Origin of the sequence: Blastococcus goldschmidtiae (assembly GCF_031845325.1) — a bacterium.
In the GTDB taxonomy this organism is placed as follows: Bacteria; Actinomycetota; Actinomycetes; order Mycobacteriales; family Geodermatophilaceae; genus Blastococcus; species Blastococcus goldschmidtiae.
The window spans coordinates 108,699-126,783 of record NZ_JAVREI010000006.1; the positions used below are offsets into that span (position 1 = coordinate 108,699).

The following is an 18,085-nucleotide window of genomic DNA, read 5'->3' on the forward strand; positions in this document are numbered from 1 at the left end:
GGTCAGCCCGCGCGCCCGACGATCGTCCCGCCGCGGTCGATGACCACGACGTCCACGTCGACCGGCGCGCCCTGGAGCACGCCGAGCGCGGTGTCGCGGGCGCCGGCCGCGACCAGGTCGCCGAGCGGGACGCCGGCGGCCGAGCACTGCTGCAGCGCGTCGAGGGCGGTGTTGGCGGCGCGCACACCGGCGACCAGCTCCGGCGGACCGCCGGCCTCGCGGACCCGGGTGGCCAGCGACTCCGTCGACACCTGCGAGCGGCCGGAGTGCAGGTCGAGGTGACCGTCGGCGAGCTTGGCCAGCTTCCCGATCCCACCGGCGACGGTCAGCCGGGGCACCGGATGGCGGCGCAGGTACTTCAGGACGGCGCCGGCGAAGTCGCCCATGTCCAGCAGTGCGTCCTCGGGCAGGCCGTGCAGGTCGGCGGCCACCCGCTCGCTGGTGGACCCGGTGCACCCGGCGACGTGCTGGTGCCCGGCGGCCCGGGCGACGTCGATGCCGCGGCGGATCGAGTCGATCCACGCCGAGCACGAGTAGGGGACGACGACGCCGGTCGTGCCCAGGATCGACAGCCCGCCGAGGATGCCGAGACGGGGGTTCCAGGTCCTGCGCGCCAGCTCCTCGCCGTGCTCGACGGAGATCTCGACGACGACGTCGCCGGTGCCACCGTGACGGGAGGCCACCGCAGCGACGTGCTCCCGCATGAACTGCCGGGGCATCGGGTTGATCGCCGGCTCGCCGACGGGCAGCGGGAGCCCCGGCTTGGTGACCGTGCCGACGCCGGGTCCGGCCCGGAACGTCACGCCGCTGCCGGGCTCGCCGTGCGTGACCCGGGCGCTCACCAGGGCGCCGTGCGTGACGTCGGGGTCGTCGCCGGCGTCCTTGACGACGCCTACCGTGGCGACGCCGTCCCCGAGCGCCTCCCTGGCCAGCGCGAACGACGGGTGGTTGTCCTTCGGGAGGTCGATGGTCACCGGGTCGGGGAACTCGCCGGTGAGCAGCGCGGTGTACGCGGCGGTGGTCGCGGCGGTCGCGCAGGCGCCCGTCGTCCAGCCGTAGCGCAGCCCGCTGCTGCCCTCCCTGCCCGCGGTGGTCACGTCATCAGGATGCACGGGTGGTGAGCCGGACCGGTCGGGTGCTCGTGCTCGGCGGCACGGGCGAGGCGCGTCGGCTGGCCACGGCCCTGGTCGCCGAGGACGTCGACGTCCTCAGCTCGCTGGCCGGGCGGGTCGCCGACCCGCGGCTGCCGCCGGGGGAGGTGCGCATCGGTGGTTTCGGCGGGGCCGCCGGCCTGGCCGCCTGGCTGACGGAGCACACCGTGGACGTCGTGGTGGACGCGACCCACCCCTTCGCCGCCACGATGACCGCCTCCGCCGCGGCCGCCGCCGAGGTGGCGCGCGTGCCCCTGCTGCGGCTGCAGCGGCCGGGCTGGACCGCGCAGCCGGGCGACGACTGGCGCTGGGTCGACTCGCTCGAGGCCGCCGCGGCAGCCGTTGCCGGGTTCGACCGCGTCTTCCTCACCACCGGACGGAAGGGGCTGGCCGCCTTCGCCGGGCTGACGGCGCACTGCCTCGTGCGGTCGGTCGACCCGCCGGACCCGCCGCTGCCGGCGCGCACCACCGTGGTCCTCGAGCGCGGCCCGTTCAGCCTCGACGACGAGCTGGCCCTGCTGCGCGAACACGCCGTCCAGGTGGTCGTCACCAAGGACAGCGGCGGCGCCATGACGGCGGCCAAGCTCGTCGCCGCCCGTGAACTCGCGCTGCCGGTGGTGCTGGTGCGCCGGCCGGCCCTGCCGCCCGGGGTGCCGACGGTCGCAACCGTCGACGACGCCGTCGCGTGGCTGTGCCGCCGGTAGGTCAGGAGCGCAGCGTGCCGTCGGGGTCGGCGGTGACCGTGGGCAGGACGGGCGTCTCCCCGCAGCCGGGGCCGTTCGGCTCGACCACCTCGACCGGCACCGCCCCGCTGCCGCGGTAGACCTCGGCCCCCGTGCCGGAATCGGTGAGGACGATCCGCACCTGCACCTCGTCCCCGCGCGGGATGTCCGGGCCGACCCGGCGGACGGTGTCCCCGGGCGGGGCATCCCCGGACCAGGGATCGGGGGCAGCGCAGTCGTCCTCGACGCAGAGCACGGCGTCGACGGACCGCAGGTCGACATCGAGACCGCTCAGGTCCGCGGCCACGGACGACTCGAGCATGACCAGGCTGCACACCTGCGGCGGGCCGTTCCCGCAGCCCGCCAGCCCGATGAGCAGGACGGCGGCCGGCCGGATGCGCAGCGCTCGTCGTACCACCGGGTCAGGGTGTCAGCCGGCGGCGTCCCGTGGGTAGCTCCGCGACGTCCAGACCTGGCCGGACGGGCCGACGCGGGTCTGCGAGGACCCGATGATCAGCAGGCACCTCATGTCGACGGTCTCGGGGTCCAGCTCGCCGAGGCTGGTCACGGTCAGCCGCTCCTCGGGCCCGCCGACGTCCCGGCCGACCACCACGACGGTCTCGGGCGAGCGGTTCTCCAGCAGCACCTGCTGCGCCTCGCCGAGCTGGTGCGGGCGGTGCTTCGACCGGGGGTTGTAGAGGGCGATCACGAGGTCCGCGGCCGCTGCGTGCCGCAACCGGTCGACGACGACGTCCCACGGCTTGAGCACGTCGGACAGCGACATCACGCAGAAGTCGTGCCCGAGCGGGGCGCCGGCCTTCGAGGCCACCGCCTGGGCCGCGGTCAGCCCGGGGACGATGCGCACCGGCACGTCGGCGAACTGCGGCTGCCCGGCCACCTCCAGCACCGCGGCGGCCATCGCGAAGACGCCGGGGTCGCCGCTGGAGACGACCGCGACCCGTCGTCCTGAGCGCGCCAGTTCGAGGGCGTGCGCGGCGCGTTCGGCCTCCACCCGGTTGTCGCTCGGGTACCGCTCCTGGCGCGGGTTGACCGCCACCCGGTCCAGGTAGGGGCCGTAGCCGATCAGCACGTCGGCGCCGGCGAGCGCGTCGGCGGCCTCCGGCGTCGTCCAGTACCGCGCGCCGGGGCCCAGGCCGACCACGACGACCTCGCCGGCGGTCGCGTCCTCGTGGGCGGCCCGCTCCTCGACGGGCAGCTCGCCGGTGAGCGGGCTCGGCAGCAGGGCGAGGGAGAAGTACGGGACGCTCGCCGGGTCGACGTCCGCCAGCGGCATCGTGCGCTGCCCGTCGGTCGTGGCCCGCTCGACGTAGAGGGCGCGGTCCAGGACGCCGGCCTGGTCGAACGCCTCGCGGACCTGCGGGAACGTGCGGCCGAGCTTCATCACCGCGGCCGAGTCTGTGGTCGAGAGCCACTCGGCGAGCTCGTCGGCGGGCAGCGTGCCCGGGAGGACGGTGAGCACCTCGTCGCGCTCGACCAGCGGCCGGCCGACGGCCGCAGCCGCGCCGCTGACGCTGGTCACGCCGGGGACGACCTCGGTCGGGAACCGGTGCGCGAGCCGCTTGTGCATGTGCATGTACGAGCCGTAGAAGAACGGGTCGCCCTCGGCCAGCACGACGACGTCGCGACCGGCCTCCAGGTGCGCGGCCAGCCGGGCGGCCGCGGCCTCGTAGAACTCGTCGATGGCGCCCTGGTAGCCGCCGGGGTGGTCGGTGGTCTCGGTGGTGACCGGGTAGACGAGCAGCTCCTCGATCTGGCCCTCCCGCAGGTACGGCGCGGCGATCCCGCGGGCCACCGACCGGCCGTGCCGAGCGGCGTGGAAGGCGACGACGTCGGCCGCCCCGATCAGCCGGGCGGCCTTGACGGTGATCAGCTCCGGGTCGCCGGGCCCGAGCCCGACCCCGTACAGGCGGCCGCTCGTGCGCGTCGCCTCATGGCCGTCCTGGCCCTGCTCGAAGCTCATTCGACGTCGCTCGCGATCGCGTTGACCGCGGCGGCGGTGATCGCGCTGCCTCCGCGCCGGCCGCGGACGACGAGGAAGTCGAGGTCCGAGGCGGCGAGCGCGTCCTTGGACTCGGCCGCGCCGATGAAGCCCACCGGGATGCCGAGGACGGCGGCCGGCCGGGGACCTCCGGCGGCGACCATCTCGAGCAGGTGGAACAGCGCGGTGGGCGCGTTGCCGATGGCGACCACGGCACCGTCGAGCCGGTCACGCCACAGTTCGAGCGCGGCGGCGGTGCGGGTGGTGCCCAGGTCCGCGGCGAGCGCGGGCGTGCGTGGGTCGTTGAGCGTGCAGACCACGTCGTTGTCCTTCGGCAGCCGGCGCCGGGTGACGCCCGAGGCGACCATCTGGACGTCGCAGAGCACGGGCGCCCCGGCGTCGAGGGCGGCCCGGGCGCGCTCGACCACGGCGGGGGAGTAGGCCACGTCCTCGACCAGGTCCACCTGCCCGCAGGCGTGGATCATGCGGACCGCCACCCGGGCGACGTCCTCGGGCAGACGGGCGAGATCGGCCTCGGCGCGGATGGTCGCGAACGACTGCCGGTAGATCTCGGCGCCGTCCTTCTCGTACTCGTACATGCGCTGCGGGGTCTCCATCGCACTCGGTGCCGGCGCGGGCGAGCGCCGTGCGGGGGCGAGGCTACGTCGCGCTCGGTGGCCCCACCGGGGGAGCCCCGGACGGCGGGCGGCCGGCCGGCGCGTCCACGCAGCACGTGTGCGGACGCCGGGCGAGTGCCGCCCGCCGGTCCATCAGCGCGCCGGGGCGGGCCCGGGCAGGGCGGTGAGGGCAGGCCTGAGCAGGGTGGATCGGTGCTCAGGCGCTGATCAGGAACGGGTCGAAGACGACGATCTCGGTGCCGTCGGGGCGCCAGGTGCGCCATCGGCCGTCGGGTTGTCGTTCCAGCCGGAATCCGTGGTGGACCTTGGTGTGATGCCGTTCGCACAGCAGCGCCGAGTTGTCCAAGGAGGTCGGCCCGTCGTGGGCGAGCCATTCGAGGACGTGGTGGACGTCGCACCAGTGGCTGGGGGCGTCGCACCCGGCGAACACGCAGGTGCGGTCCCTGATCTCCACCGCCCGGCGCAGGTGTGGTGGGACGACCCGGTGGGTGCGCCCCAGGTCCAGCAGCTGCCCGTCGGGGCCCATCACCACGCGGCTGACGACGCTGTCGCAGGCCAGCCAGCGGGCGCGGGCGGCGGAGATCAGCGCTCCGAACCCGGTGCGCCCGGCGTCGGCGCCGGGGTGGGGGTCGACCAGGTCGTCCAGGTCGATGATGACCGCGACGTGCGGCTTCACCGTCCGCATCGTCGGCAGGTTCCCGGACGCGAGTGCGTTGTCGGCCAGCTGCACCAGCGCGTCGCCGCCCTGCTGGGCGCGGGTGCGGGTGTCCCCGGCGGGGCGGTTGGCCTGTCGGATCGACTCGACCGCGGCGTGGAACTTCTCCCCGCCCACGGCATCGAGGGTTCCGTGGAAGGACACCGACCCGTCGGTGTGCCGGGTGATCGTCAGCGACCGCTGCTCGGTGGGGTCGGGTTCGGGGCCGTCGGGGTCGAGGCGGGCGAGGTAGTGCCCGACGGCCTGGCGCAGGTCGGCGTGCGGTGCGGTGATCGCCGCGCGGGTCAGGGCGGCGTCGATCTCGGCGACGTCCACGCCTTGGGCGTCGGCGGCGGCGAGCGCGTCCGGTGCGGCGATCGGCGCGATCGCGTTCACCGCCTCCGCCGGGACCGCACCCGCGGCGGCCGCCACGGCCAGCACGGGCAGCTGCTCCAGCGCCCGCCCGGACCGCACCACCCGGCCCGCCTCAGCCTTGGACAGCCGGTGGTGACCGCGCAGCCAGGAGGCCATCGAGGCCTTGCCGTCGTGCTCGGCGGCCTGGGTCAGCTCACCCTCGCGCACGGTGCGTGCCAGTTCGGCGTCCAGCCGGTTCCGCGCGCGCACCAACGCGTCGGTCCGCTCGAGCACCGCCGGCCCGAACGACGACTTCAGGTCCTGCCCGGCCAGCGCGTCGAGCGCACCGGCGAGGCACGCCAGCGGAGCCGCACACGAGGTCGAACACATGTACGAATACTACCGCTCCGACGTCTCTCCCACCATCCGAACTCGCAGGTCAGACGCATGTCCACAGATTGCGCGCAGCCCTTGCGCAGGCTGCTCGCTGCCCTGCCGAGCTCGCGCGGCGATGACTTTCGCAGGCCTTGGTGGTCCAACCGTCGTCGACCATCGAGAAGGAGCCCCGTGACCCAGCTGCTGAGAGTCCAGAACTTCGTCGTCTCGAGCGACGGCTTCGGCGCCGGCGAGGGCCAGAGCCTGGAGCGGCCGTTCGGCCACGCCGATCCCGCCACCATGATGGCCTGGGCGGGTGCCACGGCGAGCTGGCCCAACCGCACCGACCCCGGCGGGAGTCGCGGCCTGGACGACTACTTCACCCGCGACTTCTCCCACAACATCGGCGCCGAGATCATGGGCGCCCACAAGTTCAGCCCCCACCGCGGCCCGTGGGAGAACCACGAGTGGCAGGGCTGGTGGGGCGACGAGCCGCCGTTCCACACGCCGGTGTTCGTCATGACCCACCACCCGCGCCCCTCGTTCACGCTGTCGGACACCACGTTCCACTTCGTCGACGGGTCACCGGCCGAGGTGCTCGAGCAGGCAAGGGAGGCGGCGCAGGGCAGGGACGTCCGGCTCGGTGGGGGTGCGACGGTCGTCCGGGAGTTCCTCGACGCCGACCTCGTCGACACGCTGCACGTCGCGGTCGCGCCGGTCGAGCTCGGTGCCGGCGCCCGGTTGTGGACGTCGCCCGAGGAGCTGCACGAGCGCTTCCACTGCGACGTCGTCCCGAGCCCGAGCGGGGTGACCCACCACCTGTTCTGGCGGAGATGACCGCTCAGCCGACGCGGTAGCCGGAACCCGTCGCCACGACGTCCAGGACCTCGCCGGAGGGCCGTCCGCAGCGCCGTTCGCACCCGACCCAGTGCTGCCGGGCGCCGCCCGCCGGGAGGGTGCCCGCGGCCACCGCCCGGACGACGTCACCGCGGACGTCGGCCAGCGACTTCGTGCACCCGGGCCGCCCGGCGCAGGCGGTCACCCGCAGCCACGGGCTGCCGGGGTCCAGCTCCAGACCGGCCGCCGCGAGGGAGGGCGCCGCCGCGGCGTCGGGCAGGTCCGGGACGACGACGCTGCGCCAGGGCGTGAGCTGCAGGTCCCCGCTCGCGGTCGCAGCGAGCAGCTCCGCCTGGGCGGCCGTCAGCCGGCCCAGGGGGACGACGGCGCCCAGCGCGGTGCGGCCGTCGTCCTGGGGCACCGCCCCGGCGGGGCCGGAGGTCGCCGCCGGTGGCACGGGGACCAGCGGGCCCCGCCGGCGCCCGAGGGCGGCCGCGATCCGTCCGGGCCCGTCGGCGAGCTCCTTCACCCGCCAGGCCGTGCCGCCCTGGGCCGCGCGCTCGTCGAGGAACGCGCGGGTCGCGGCGAGGGCGAGATCGACCGCACCGCCGGGCGAGCAGCGCAGCCCGGTGTCGGTGCCGGCCAGGAGCAGCGCGACGTCGCCGGACCCCAGCGCGAGCAGCCCGACGTCGGCACCCAGCCCGGCGACGTCGCCGCGTCCGTCGTCGAACGCGGCGAGGAACCGGCCCGGCAGCTCCGCCAGCCGCGGGTCGGCGCAGAGCGCCGCGTCGAAGGCCGGCACCCACGGCCGTGCGTCGAGCAGCCCGCCGGCCCGGCCGCTGAGCACGCTGGCCAGGACGTTGCGCGCCGTCTCGTGGGTGGCGCTGGGCAGCAGCCCGGCCGCCGCCAGCCGGTCGCCGAGCTCGGTCTCGGAGCCGGACCGCAGGCCGCGGAGCTGCACGTTCCCCCGGCTGGTCAACTCGAGGGCGCCGTCGCCGAGCTCGCGGGCGGCCGCGCTCAGCACGAGAAGCTGCACCGGAGTCAGCGCGCCGCCGGGGACCCGGACCCGCGCCAGGGCGCCGTCGGCGGCGGCGTGCGTCTGCAGCGCGCCGGGGCAGGCGTCCGCCCGGTCGCGGAGCGGGCGGGGAGCGGTCATGGCGGGAGCGAGGGTACGTCGGCCGCCGTGGTGCGGCGCGGGATCGGGCAGCGGGTACGGTCCCCCCATCACGGCAGTGCGTGAGGAAACCGGTGCGACTCCGGTGCGGTCCCGCCACTGTGACCCCGGGCGACCGGGGGAGCCAGATACTCCGGCTGCCGTGCCCGACGACCCGGGGCGCGGACCCCGAGGGAAGGCTTCCCCATGAGCACCCAGCGCACGTTCACGCTCCTGTCCACCTCGGACACCGACCTGCTCTCGGCCAAGGCCAGTGCGTCGGACTGGAAGCTCGGCAATCCCTACCGCGTCGGCCCAGGGCAGCTCGCCGAATTCGCCGCCGGCACCGACCTCGTCGTCGTCCGGATCCTCGGGGCCGCCCGCAAGTACGAGGACATGCTCACACCCCTGCTGGACAGTGGCGTGCCGGTCGTGGTGCTGGGTGGGGAGCAGCTGCCCGACGCCGAGCTGATGGCGCTGTCCACGGTGCCGATGGGCGTCGCCACCGAGGCGCACGCCTACCTCGCCCAGGGCGGCCCGGACAACCTGGTGCAGCTGCACCGCTTCCTGGCCGACACCGTGCTGCTGGACGGCGAGGGCTTCGAGACGCCGGCGGTCGCGCCGGACTGGGGGCTGCTGGACCGCCCGAGCACCGCGACCGGCCCGCGGGTCGCCGTCCTCTACTACCGGGCGCACCACCTGGCCGGGAACACCGCTTTCGTGCACACGCTGTCCGAGGCGATCGAGACCGCCGGTGGCGTGCCCGTGCCGATCTACACCGCGTCGCTGCGCGCGGTCGACCCGGCGATGCTCGACGTGCTGCGCACGGTCGACGCCATGGTCGTCACCGTCCTGGCGGCCGGCGGCTCCAAGCCGGCCACTGCCCAGGCCGGTGGGGACGACGGCGCCTGGGACGTCGGCGAGCTGGCCCGCCTGGACGTGCCGGTCATCCAGGGCCTGGTGCTCGGCACCCCGCGCGAGACGTGGGCGGCCAACGACGACGGGCTCTCCCCGCTCGACGTCGGCAACCAGGTGGCCATCCCCGAGTTCGACGGCCGGATCATCAGCGTCCCGTTCTCCTTCAAGGAGGTCGACGACGAGGGCCTGACCTCCTACGTGCCCGACCCCGAGCGGGCCGCACGGGTCGCCGGCACCGCCGTCGCGCACGCCCGGCTCCGGCACACCGCGCCGGCGGACCGGAAGATCGTCGTGATGCTGTCGGCGTACCCGACCAAGCACGCGCGGATCGGCAACGCGGTCGGCCTGGACACCCCGGCGTCGGTGGTCCGGCTGCTGGCCGCGATGGCCGGGGAGGGCTACGACATCGGCCCGTTCGACGGCGAGGGTTCGCTGCCCGGCGTCGCCGACCTGGACGGCGACCGGCTGGTGCACGCGCTGATCGAGGCCGGCGGGCAGGACCCGGACTGGCTGACCGCCGAGCAGCTGTCGGGCAACCCGGTCCGCATCCCGGCCGCCGAGTACCGCCGCTTCTTCGACACGCTGCCCGCCGAGCTGACCGACCGGATGGTCGAGCACTGGGGACCGCCCCCCGGTGAGCTGTTCGTGGACCCGACCGACGACTGCATCGTGTTCGCGGCCCTGCGCGCCGGCAACGTCGTGGTGATGGTGCAGCCGCCGCGCGGTTTCGGCGAGAACCCGATCGCGATCTACCACGACCCCGACCTGCCGCCCAGCCACCACTACCTGGCCGCCTACCACTGGCTGCGCTCGTCCTTCGGCGCGCACGCGGTCGTGCACGTGGGCAAGCACGGCAACCTGGAGTGGATGCCCGGCAAGACCGTCGGGCTGTCCGCGGCGTGCGCCCCGGACGCCGCGCTCGGTGACCTGCCGATGGTCTACCCGTTCCTGGTCAACGACCCGGGGGAGGGGTCGCAGGCCAAGCGCCGGGCCCACGCGGTGCTCATCGACCACATGGTGCCGCCGATGGCCCGCGCGGACACCTACGGCGACATCGCCCGGCTGGAGCAGTTGCTCGACGAGCACGCCAACATCGCGGCGATGGACCCGCCCAAGCTGCCCGCCGTCCGGCAGCAGATCTGGACGCTCATCCAGGCCGCCAAGCTGGACCACGACCTGGGCCTGGACGACCGGCCGCACGACGCCGAGTTCGACGAGATGATCCTGCACGTCGACGGCTGGCTGTGCGCCATCAAGGACAGCCAGATCCGCGACGGGCTGCACGTGTTCGGCTCGCCTCCGGAAGGCGACGCCCGCGTCGGGCTGGTGCTGGCGATCCTGCGGGCCCGGCAGATCTGGGGCGGCTCGGTCGCGATGCCCGGTCTGCGCGAGGCGCTGGGCCTGGTCGAGGACGGGTCGGCCGGGCTGCACGAGACCGACGAGGTCGAGGCGCGGGCACTGGCGCTGGTCACCGCGATGGAGGCGGCCGGCTGGGCACCTGATGCGGTAGCGGCCGTCGTCGAGCGCGTGCTGGGGGAGCCGCACGCCGAGGTCGAGCGGGTGCTGCACTTCGCCGTCGCCGAGGTGGTGCCCCGGCTGGCGCGCACCACCGACGAGATCGACATGGCGCTGCACGCGCTGGACGGCGGGTACGTGCCCGCCGGCCCCTCCGGCTCCCCGCTGCGCGGGCTGGTCAACGTGCTGCCGACCGGCCGCAACTTCTACTCCGTCGACCCCCGCGCGGTGCCCTCCCGGCTGGCCTGGGAGACCGGGCAGGGCCTGGCCGAGTCGCTCGTGGAGCGGTACGTCACCGAGACGGGGGAGCACCCGCGCTCGGTGGGGCTCTCGGTGTGGGGCACCTCGGCCATGCGCACCTCCGGCGACGACGTCGCCCAGGTGCTGGCGCTGCTCGGCGTCCGCCCGGTGTGGGACGAGGCGTCCCGCCGGGTCACCGCGCTGGAGCCGATCCCCCTGGCGGAGCTGGGGCGCCCGCGGATCGACGTCACCGTGCGGATCTCCGGGTTCTTCCGGGACGCCTTCCCGTACGTGGTCACCATGCTCGACGACGCCGTCACCCTCGCCGCGGGGTTGGACGAGACGCCGGAGCAGAACTTCGTGCGGGCCCACGTGGACGCCGACGTCGCCGAGCACGGGGACCGCCGGCGGGCCACCACGCGGGTGTTCGGGTCCAAGCCCGGGGCCTACGGCGCCGGGCTGCTGTCGCTGATCGACAGCCGCAACTGGCGCACCGACGCGGACCTCGCCGAGGTCTACGCCGTGTGGGGCGGCTACGCCTACGGGCGGGACCTGGACGGCGTGGCGGCACGCGCGGACATGGAGACCTCGTACCGGCGGATCGCGGTGGCGGCCAAGAACATCGACACCCGCGAGCACGACATCGCCGACTCCGATGACTACTTCCAGTACCACGGCGGCATGGTCGCCACCGTCCGCGCGCTGACCGGCGCCTCCCCGAAGGCCTACATCGGCGACTCCACCCGCCCCGAGCACGTGCGCACCCGCTCCCTGGTCGAGGAGACCTCCCGGGTCTTCCGCGCGCGGGTGGTCAACCCGAAGTGGCTGGCCGCGATGCGGCGGCACGGCTACAAGGGCGCCTTCGAGATGGCCGCGACGGTGGACTACCTGTTCGGCTACGACGCCACCACCGGCGTGGTCGCCGACTGGATGTACGAGGGACTCGCGCGGAGCTACGTGCTGGACCCCGAGAACCGCGAGTTCATGGAGCAGTCGAACCCGTGGGCGCTGCACGGCATCGCCGAGCGGCTGCTCGAGGCCGTCGACCGGAAGATGTGGGCCGAGCCCGATCCGGCGCTGCTGGCCGAGCTGCAGCAGGCCTACCTGGACACCGAGGGCGACCTGGAGGGCGGGGAATCCCCGGCGCAGGTAGGCCGCTGATCCCACCCGTCGGCTGGACGGCGACCGGGAGGGCGGCGAGGGGCGGTCCGCGCATCCCGGCCGGAACGGTGTCGCCGTGAGGCGGGGTGGTGTCCTCCCGAGGGGGGTACCAGTTGGATGACCTACCAGTTTCGTGTTTCCCTGGAGTGACGCCAGCCACCTTCGTGAGGCGAGAGTTGCCCGAGGGGGGCGAGCACCGATGACGCACGCTCCAGCCACCGGTGGGAGGGGCCGCCACAGAGCGCCGCGCGCCGCTCCGGCTGGGCAGGCGGAGCAGGGCCACTTCCGCGCGGACATCGAGGGTCTCCGCGCCGTGGCGGTCGGGCTCGTGCTGCTGGACCACGTCACCGGCTGGCCCGCGGGCGGCTTCATCGGCGTCGACGTCTTCTTCGTGATCTCCGGCTTCCTGATCACCGGACTGCTCCTGCGCGAACGCGCCAGGACCGGCCGGATCTCCTTCCGCGGCTTCTACGTCCGCCGCGCCCGCCGGATCCTCCCCGCGGCGGGGGCCACGCTGGCCGTCACGGTGCTGGCCTCGTGGTTCCTGTTCCTGGGCGGGCGGTTCACGCAGACCGTGAGCGACGTCCTCTGGGCAGCGTTCTTCGGCGCGAACATCAACTTCGCGCGGCAGTCGACCGACTACTTCCAGGAGGGCCTGCCGCCCTCGCCCGTGCAGCACTTCTGGTCGCTGGCGGTGGAGGAGCAGTTCTACCTGGTCTGGCCAGTCCTGATCCTGGCGATCTACGCCGTGCCCCTGGCGCGTGGCCGTCTCCGGGGACCGCTGACCGGCACGGTGCTCCTGGCGGTGTCCGCTGCCTCCCTGGCGTGGTCGGTCCACGCCACGGCCGCGTCCCCGGACACCGCCTACTTCTCCACCTTCGCCCGCGCATGGGAGCTGGGGGCGGGTGCGCTCGTCGCCGTGGCAGCGGTGCAGCTGGCCCGGCTCCCCGGCCCGCTCCGCGCCGTCCTCGCCTGGGCGGGCCTGGCCGGCGTCCTCCTGTCGGCCTTCGTGATCTCGCCCGAGACCCCTTTCCCGGGATCGGCCGCGCTGCTCCCGATCCTCTCCGCGGTCCTGCTGGTGGCCTTCGGCGCGGCACCCGGCGGGCCCCGCGTCGCCTGGGCCCTCGGCAGCGCCCCCGCTCGCTACGTCGGCCGCATCTCCTACTCGCTGTACCTCTGGCACTGGCCCGTCGTCGTGCTCCTGGCCACCGTGATGGCCGGCGGCACCGTCGCCTTCTACGCCACGGCGACGGCGTTGTCGCTGCTCCTGGCCACGGTGAGCTTCTACGCCGTCGAGCAGCCGGTGCTGCACTCCCGGTGGTTGGTCGGTACGCCGGCCCGGCAACGATCGGCCAAGGCGAGCCAGGTCTTCCGGCGGGCGAAGGTGGTCACCGTGACGGCAGTCGCGGCGGTGGCGGTCTCCGTGCCGGTCTTCACGGTGCTGGCGCCCACCGGGCAGGCGAACCGGGCGGCACAGGACGCCGCGCAGGCGGCCGCGGACGCCGCACCCCGGCCGTCGACCGCCGATGCCGCCGCGCCGCCCAGCCCCGCGGACGTGCTGGCCGAGGAGATCCGGGTGTCGCTGACCGCACCGGCATGGGGAGAGCTGGATCCCGCGCTCGACGAGCTCCGCGAGGCCGTGGCCCCCGAGTGGCGTGACGGCGGCTGCCTCAACGTCACGGTGGAGAACGTCGACGACTGCCTGTTCGGAGACCGGGACGCTCCCCGGCGAGCCGTCCTGCTGGGCGACTCCATCGCCATGAGCTGGCTGCCCGGGCTCCGCCAGGAACTCGAGCCCGCCGGCTGGTCCATCCAGGTCCTGACCTACGAGGCGTGCCCCAACCTGGCCCCCGGGACGCCCGAGGACGACTCGTCGCGCGGGTGCGTCGCGCACCGGGAGTGGGCGACGCAGTGGATCCTCGACAACCGGCCGGACCTGGTGATCGCCAGCAACGGCTACCGCCGGCCGCAGCTGCGCCCGACGTTCGAGGCCGGCGCGACCGAGCTGCTCAGGACGCTGGCGCCCTCCGGTGCCGAGCTGGTGGTGGTGGCGCCGCCGCCGGCGTCGGACACCTTCGAGACGTGCCTCGGCCCGGGCAGCATTCCCAGCAGCTGCAACAACGCGCCGCACGCCATCTACGACGAGTTCCGGCCGCTCGAGCAGCGCGCCGCTGCGGCGGCCGGCGCGAGGTTCGTGGACAGCGAGGCGTGGTTCTGCGTGCAGGACCTCTGCCCGTCGGTCGTGGGCACGACCCCGGTCTACGCCCACTACAACCATCTCACCGCGAACTACGCGCGCACGATCGCTCCGGTCATGGTGCCCGCGATCCTGGGCGGCTGACGGCGATCGGCGCTCCCGCTCGCGGCGCCCCCGGGGATCCTGGGGACGCCGCCGGTCTCAGCCGACGGGGCGCAGCGCGTCGCGCGTGAGCGAGGCGATCGTCGGATAGCCGTCGACGGCCATGGTCAGGTCGGTCTCCGCGAGCATGGAGCGCACCACGTGCTCGATGCCGGCCTGACCGCCGACGGCGAGCCCGTAGGCGTACGGGCGGCCGATCGCGACGGCCCGGGCGCCCATGGCGAGGGCCTTGACGACGTCGGGCCCGCCGCGGACCCCGCTGTCGAAGATCACCGGGGCGTCCCCGGCGGCGTCCACGACATCGGCCAGGCAGTCCAGCGCGGGCAGCCCGCCGTTGGCCTGCCGCCCCCCGTGGTTGGAGCAGTAGATGCCGTCGATGCCGGCGTCGACGGCACGTCGCGCGTCGTCCGGCGAGCAGATGCCCTTGAGCAGGATCGGCAGCGTGGTGAGCGAACGCAGCCAGCCGAGGTCGTCCCAGCTCAGGCTCTGGTTGCCGAAGATTCTGGCCCAGAGCCCGGTGGCGGCCTGCGGGTCCTCCTCCGGAGGAGCGTCCAGCCGGGAGCGGAACACCGGGTCGGAGGTGTAGTTGGCCAGGCACAGGCCGGTGAGCTGCGGGAAGCTGGCGATCGTCAGGTCCCGCGGCCGCCAGCCCAGGGTGAGGGTGTCCAGGGTGATGACGATGGCCCGGTACCCGGCCGCCTCGGCCCGCCGGACCAGGCTCTCGGTCAGCTCGCGGTCGTTCGGCGGGTAGAGCTGGAACCAGCCCGGTGTGTCCCCGAGGGCGGCGGCGACGTCCTCCATCGGGTCCTGCATCAGCGTCGAGGCGATCATCGGGACGCCGGTGGCGGCTGCGGCGCGCGCGGTCGTGAGATCGCCGTGCCCCTCGGGCTCGCAGATGCCGATGACCCCGACGGGGGCCAGCATCAGCGGCGTCGGCAGCTGGTGGCCGAACAGCTCGACGCCGAGGTCGCGCTGCGCGGCCCCGGCCAGCATCCGTGGCATGAGGCCCCAGCGCTCGAAGGCGGTCACGTTGGCGCGCTGGGTGTGCTCGTTCCCGGCGCCGCCGGCCACGTAGGACCAGACCTCCTCGGACATGGCGGCCTCGGCGGCCCGCTCGAGGGCGGCGTAGTCCATCGGCAGCGTCGGCTTCTCGCCGACCAGCCCGCTGAAGTAGATCCCGAACTGCCACTCGCCGTGGTTGGCCACGTGCACTCCTCGTCGTTCTCGTCGGCGCGGGCCGGGGCTCCCGACCGTGCGGATCGTAGGCACCTACCGGCCGCGGGCACGACGCGCGGCCATCCGCGCACGTGCCGGGGCCGAAGGCCTTGACGGGGTGAACTGAATCACATTTCAATTGACGGGTTCGGGCCGGGCCGCCGAGCCGTCCCCATCGCACGATCCGTGATCCGCTGGAGAAGGAGCGACGATGACCGTCGACGACAGGTTCACCGACGATTTCCGCGAGCGGCAGATCGAACGCGAGGACCTCGGCACGTGGAACGAGATCGTGACCGGGCCGGTGTCGGACTGGGCCACCGACTTCTCGCACATGGAGGAGGAGTACGCCGAGAACGCGCACCGCATCTGGGACGACCTGCGCGCCCGCTGCCCGATCGCGCACACCGAGCGCTTCGGCGGGGCGTGGCTGCCCACGCGCTACGAGGACGTCGCGGCGATCGCCTACGACACCGAGCACTTCAGCTCCCGCGCGATCATCGCCGGCAACTACCGCCCCCCGCTGGACCTGGCGCCGGTCGGCGGGGAGCCGCCGATCTCGTCGGATCCGCCGTTCCACCACGACGCCCGCAAGCTCCTGCTGCCGGCGTTCACCAAGACCAACGTGGCCAGGCAGGCGGTGACGACCGAGGCGTTCTGCCACTCGCTGATCGACGCCCTGGAGGGCCGGGAGCTCGTGGACGCGGCGACCGAGTACGGGATGCACATCCCGATCCGGGTGATCGCCGACATGCTCGGCTTCCCCGCCGAGGACGGGGCGAGGTTCAAGGAGTTCGTCGAGGACGCCCTCGAGGGGATCAACCAGACGCTCGAGGAGCGCGAGGAGCGCGGTGACCAGCTCTTCGACTACCTCCTGGCGCAGATCCGCGACCACCTGGAGAACCCGCGGGACGACCTGACGACGCACCTGATCAACGCCGAGCTCTACGGGCAGAAGCTGGAGCCCCAGCACGTGGCCGGCACCATGGCCCTGCTGCTCATCGCCGGTATCGACACCACGTGGAGCGCGATCGGCTCCTCGCTGTGGCACCTGGCGACGCATCCCGAGGACCGCCGTCGCCTGGTCGAGGACCGGTCCCTGCGCGCGACGGCGGTCGAGGAGTTCCTGCGCGCCTACGCGCCGGTCACCATGGCGCGGCTGGTCAAGCAGGACATGACGTTCGGCGGGGTGGAGATGAAGGCCGAGGACTGGGTGCTGCTGCCCTTCCCGGCCGCCAACCGGGACCCGGAGCGGTTCGAGGACGCCGACAAGGTGATCATCGACCGCGAGGTCAACCGGCACGCCGCCTTCGGGCTGGGCATCCACCGCTGCGTCGGGTCGCACCTCGCGCGGATGGAGCTGCGGGTGGCGCTCGACGTCTGGCTGGACCGCGTCCCGGAGTTCACGCTGGCGGACCCGGCGGGCGTGCGCTGGTCCACCGGGCAGATCCGTGGGCCACGGGCACTGCCGCTGCGCATCGGCTGAGCCGGCCCTCCGGGTGGCAAGGGCCCGTCGTCAGCCGGCGGGAGCGATCCACAGCCAGGCATCGGCGGCGGGATCGTCGTCACCGGGCGCGGTGCCCGACCGCTGCCCGCCGACGACGACGAGGTCCCGTCCGAGGGCGGTGCTGGAGTCGCCGTAGACGTCCTCGCGGCCGGGCGGCGATGGGAAGGTCACGTACGCGTCCGTCACGCTGTCGTAGACCAGGAGCCGCGTGAAGGCGAGGCTGTGGATGTCGTAGACGGCTCGGTCGCGGTCCAGCACGCCGTTGATGTCGTCGTACTCGAGGTCGTGCACCGGCAGCGCGGACCACGTCCACGTGCCGGTGTCCAGGAGCCAGCCGGACGCGCCGCTGTAGTGCCCGTCCAGCAGCGGCCCACGGTCGGTGGGCAGCAGCTGGTGTCCCTGTCCGGGGGCGTCCGGGAGCACGGCCCACTCGCCGCGGTCGAGGTCGAACCGGGCAGCCGGCGTGCGGTCGGAGCGGGCAGCCGGGTCCGCGGATCCGGTGTCCGGGGGCAGGACGGCGCTCGGGGAAGCGGCGAGGACGAGGTGACCCTCCACCGGCACCATGAAGCGGTCGTCGGTCATGGGCAGCGGGTCGTCAGGCAGCTCGGTCCAGGCCGAGGTCTCCGGGTCGAAGAGCAGGTCGGCGGCCTCGACGAGCGTGTCGCCGGTCGAGTACACCAGCAGGCTCCCGCCCACCGTGGTGACCCGGCGGGGGAGCGGCTGCGGTCCGGGGACGGGACCGTGGTCGGTCCACCGGTCGTCGTCCGGGCGGTAGGACAGCAGCCGGGGCGGCGCCTCGCACGCCGGTCCGTCCGCGCAGGTGGTGACCAGGTAGGCGGTGCCGTCGAGCGCGGCGGTCACGCCCCGTCCGCGGCGCAGGCCGAACGGAGGTGGCGCGGTGGCGCGCCAGGCGTCCGTCGCCGAGTCGTAGACGGCGCCGTCGTCGAACAGCGGCTCCTGCGGTGCGGTGCAGTCGGCGTTCGGCGGGCAGGAGAACTCCTCGCCGCCGACGACGAGCACCCGGTCGCCCAGGCCGACGAGCACGGCGTCGTCGCGCGGTCCCAGAGGCGGATCCGGTAGCTGGCGCCACCCGGCACCCGTCTCCGGCGCCTGCTCCGCGTCCGCGGTCGAGCACCCTGTCACGGTCGCGGCGAGGAGGGCGCTAGCGAGCACGACCCGGAGGATGCGCCTGCTCACGGGGCCCGACCCCGGCGGCGGCAGGGAAGAGACCTGTGCTGCCACGAAGT

The 18,085-nt window shown here is 74.2% G+C and carries 13 protein-coding genes and 1 riboswitch; of the genes, 5 read left to right on the forward strand and 8 right to left on the reverse strand.

What is annotated here, in order from left to right; genetic code table 11:
- Positions 1-2: 2 nt before the first annotated feature.
- Positions 3-1,097, reverse strand: coding sequence for a cobalt-precorrin-5B (C(1))-methyltransferase (locus tag RM425_RS10970; RefSeq protein WP_311345237.1), 1,095 nt, complete (start codon positions 1,095-1,097; stop codon positions 3-5).
- A gap of 20 nt (positions 1,098-1,117) precedes the next feature.
- Here RM425_RS10970 and RM425_RS10975 point away from each other — a divergent pair, with 20 nt between their 5' ends.
- A complete protein-coding gene (locus RM425_RS10975; protein ID WP_311345238.1) occupies positions 1,118-1,855 on the forward strand; it encodes a cobalt-precorrin-6A reductase in 738 nt (245 codons plus the stop codon).
- Position 1,856: 1 nt separating this feature from the next.
- Here RM425_RS10975 and RM425_RS10980 read toward each other — a convergent pair whose 3' ends face one another.
- The 4 genes from RM425_RS10980 to RM425_RS10995 all read right to left on the reverse strand — a co-directional run bounded on the left by RM425_RS10980 (position 1,857) and on the right by RM425_RS10995 (position 5,948).
- Positions 1,857-2,291: a hypothetical protein gene (locus RM425_RS10980; RefSeq protein ID WP_311345239.1), complete on the reverse strand. Its 435-nt coding sequence runs from the start codon at positions 2,289-2,291 to the stop codon at positions 1,857-1,859.
- 12 nt (positions 2,292-2,303) lie between these two features.
- Complete coding sequence (locus tag RM425_RS10985; protein WP_311345240.1) at positions 2,304-3,854, reverse strand: precorrin-2 C(20)-methyltransferase; 1,551 nt, start codon at positions 3,852-3,854, stop codon at positions 2,304-2,306.
- Entirely contained in the window at positions 3,851-4,489 is a 639-nt protein-coding gene (locus RM425_RS10990) for a precorrin-8X methylmutase (RefSeq protein WP_449495085.1), read from the reverse strand. The genes RM425_RS10985 and RM425_RS10990 overlap by 4 nt, the downstream gene beginning before the upstream one ends.
- Before the next feature lie 217 nt (positions 4,490-4,706).
- Positions 4,707-5,948, reverse strand: coding sequence for an HNH endonuclease signature motif containing protein (locus tag RM425_RS10995; RefSeq protein ID WP_311345241.1), 1,242 nt, complete (start codon positions 5,946-5,948; stop codon positions 4,707-4,709).
- 177 nt (positions 5,949-6,125) lie between these two features.
- On the opposite strand from RM425_RS10995, the gene RM425_RS11000 reads away from it, so the two are divergent.
- Positions 6,126-6,770, forward strand: a complete 645-nt coding sequence (locus RM425_RS11000; protein ID WP_311345242.1) for a dihydrofolate reductase family protein — start codon at positions 6,126-6,128, stop codon at positions 6,768-6,770.
- Positions 6,771-6,774: 4 nt separating this feature from the next.
- On the opposite strand, the gene cobG is transcribed toward RM425_RS11000, so the two are convergent.
- Entirely contained in the window at positions 6,775-7,926 is a 1,152-nt protein-coding gene (gene cobG / locus RM425_RS11005) for a precorrin-3B synthase (RefSeq protein ID WP_311345243.1), read from the reverse strand.
- An 82-nt stretch (positions 7,927-8,008) separates the two neighbouring features.
- A riboswitch (cobalamin riboswitch) is annotated at positions 8,009-8,078 on the forward strand.
- A 52-nt stretch (positions 8,079-8,130) separates the two neighbouring features.
- Here cobG and cobN point away from each other — a divergent pair.
- Positions 8,131-11,757 (forward strand): cobaltochelatase subunit CobN, encoded by a 3,627-nt coding sequence (cobN, locus tag RM425_RS11010; protein WP_311345244.1) that lies wholly within the window; start codon positions 8,131-8,133, stop codon positions 11,755-11,757.
- A gap of 199 nt (positions 11,758-11,956) precedes the next feature.
- Positions 11,957-14,098 carry an acyltransferase family protein gene (locus RM425_RS11015; protein ID WP_311345245.1) on the forward strand — a complete coding sequence of 714 codons (2,142 nt, stop codon included), beginning with the start codon at positions 11,957-11,959 and terminating at the stop codon, positions 14,096-14,098.
- A 57-nt stretch (positions 14,099-14,155) separates the two neighbouring features.
- Here the strand turns inward: RM425_RS11015 and RM425_RS11020 are convergent, their stop codons facing one another.
- Positions 14,156-15,322 (reverse strand): alpha-hydroxy-acid oxidizing protein, encoded by a 1,167-nt coding sequence (locus tag RM425_RS11020; RefSeq protein WP_311345246.1) that lies wholly within the window; start codon positions 15,320-15,322, stop codon positions 14,156-14,158.
- A 220-nt stretch (positions 15,323-15,542) separates the two neighbouring features.
- Between RM425_RS11020 and RM425_RS11025 the strand changes: the two genes are divergently transcribed.
- Positions 15,543-16,817, forward strand: coding sequence for a cytochrome P450 (locus RM425_RS11025; RefSeq protein WP_311345247.1), 1,275 nt, complete (start codon positions 15,543-15,545; stop codon positions 16,815-16,817).
- 30 nt (positions 16,818-16,847) lie between these two features.
- Here the strand turns inward: RM425_RS11025 and RM425_RS11030 are convergent, their stop codons facing one another.
- Positions 16,848-18,011 carry a Kelch repeat-containing protein gene (locus RM425_RS11030; RefSeq protein WP_311345248.1) on the reverse strand — a complete coding sequence of 388 codons (1,164 nt, stop codon included), beginning with the start codon at positions 18,009-18,011 and terminating at the stop codon, positions 16,848-16,850.
- Positions 18,012-18,085: the final 74 nt, after the last annotated feature.

Excerpts from the sequence above, each read along its gene's own strand:
- cobG (WP_311345243.1), bottom strand. The coding sequence starts at position 7,926 with ATGACCGCTCCCCGCCCGCTCCGCGACCGGGCGGACGCCTGCCCCGGC.
- RM425_RS11015 (WP_311345245.1), top strand. The coding sequence starts at position 11,957 with ATGACGCACGCTCCAGCCACCGGTGGGAGGGGCCGCCACAGAGCGCCG.
- RM425_RS10990 (WP_449495085.1), bottom strand. The coding sequence starts at position 4,489 with ATGGAGACCCCGCAGCGCATGTACGAGTACGAGAAGGACGGCGCCGAG.
- cobN (WP_311345244.1), top strand. The coding sequence starts at position 8,131 with ATGAGCACCCAGCGCACGTTCACGCTCCTGTCCACCTCGGACACCGAC.
- RM425_RS10985 (WP_311345240.1), bottom strand. The coding sequence starts at position 3,854 with ATGAGCTTCGAGCAGGGCCAGGACGGCCATGAGGCGACGCGCACGAGC.
- RM425_RS10995 (WP_311345241.1), bottom strand. The coding sequence starts at position 5,948 with ATGTGTTCGACCTCGTGTGCGGCTCCGCTGGCGTGCCTCGCCGGTGCG.
- RM425_RS11025 (WP_311345247.1), top strand. The coding sequence starts at position 15,543 with ATGACCGTCGACGACAGGTTCACCGACGATTTCCGCGAGCGGCAGATC.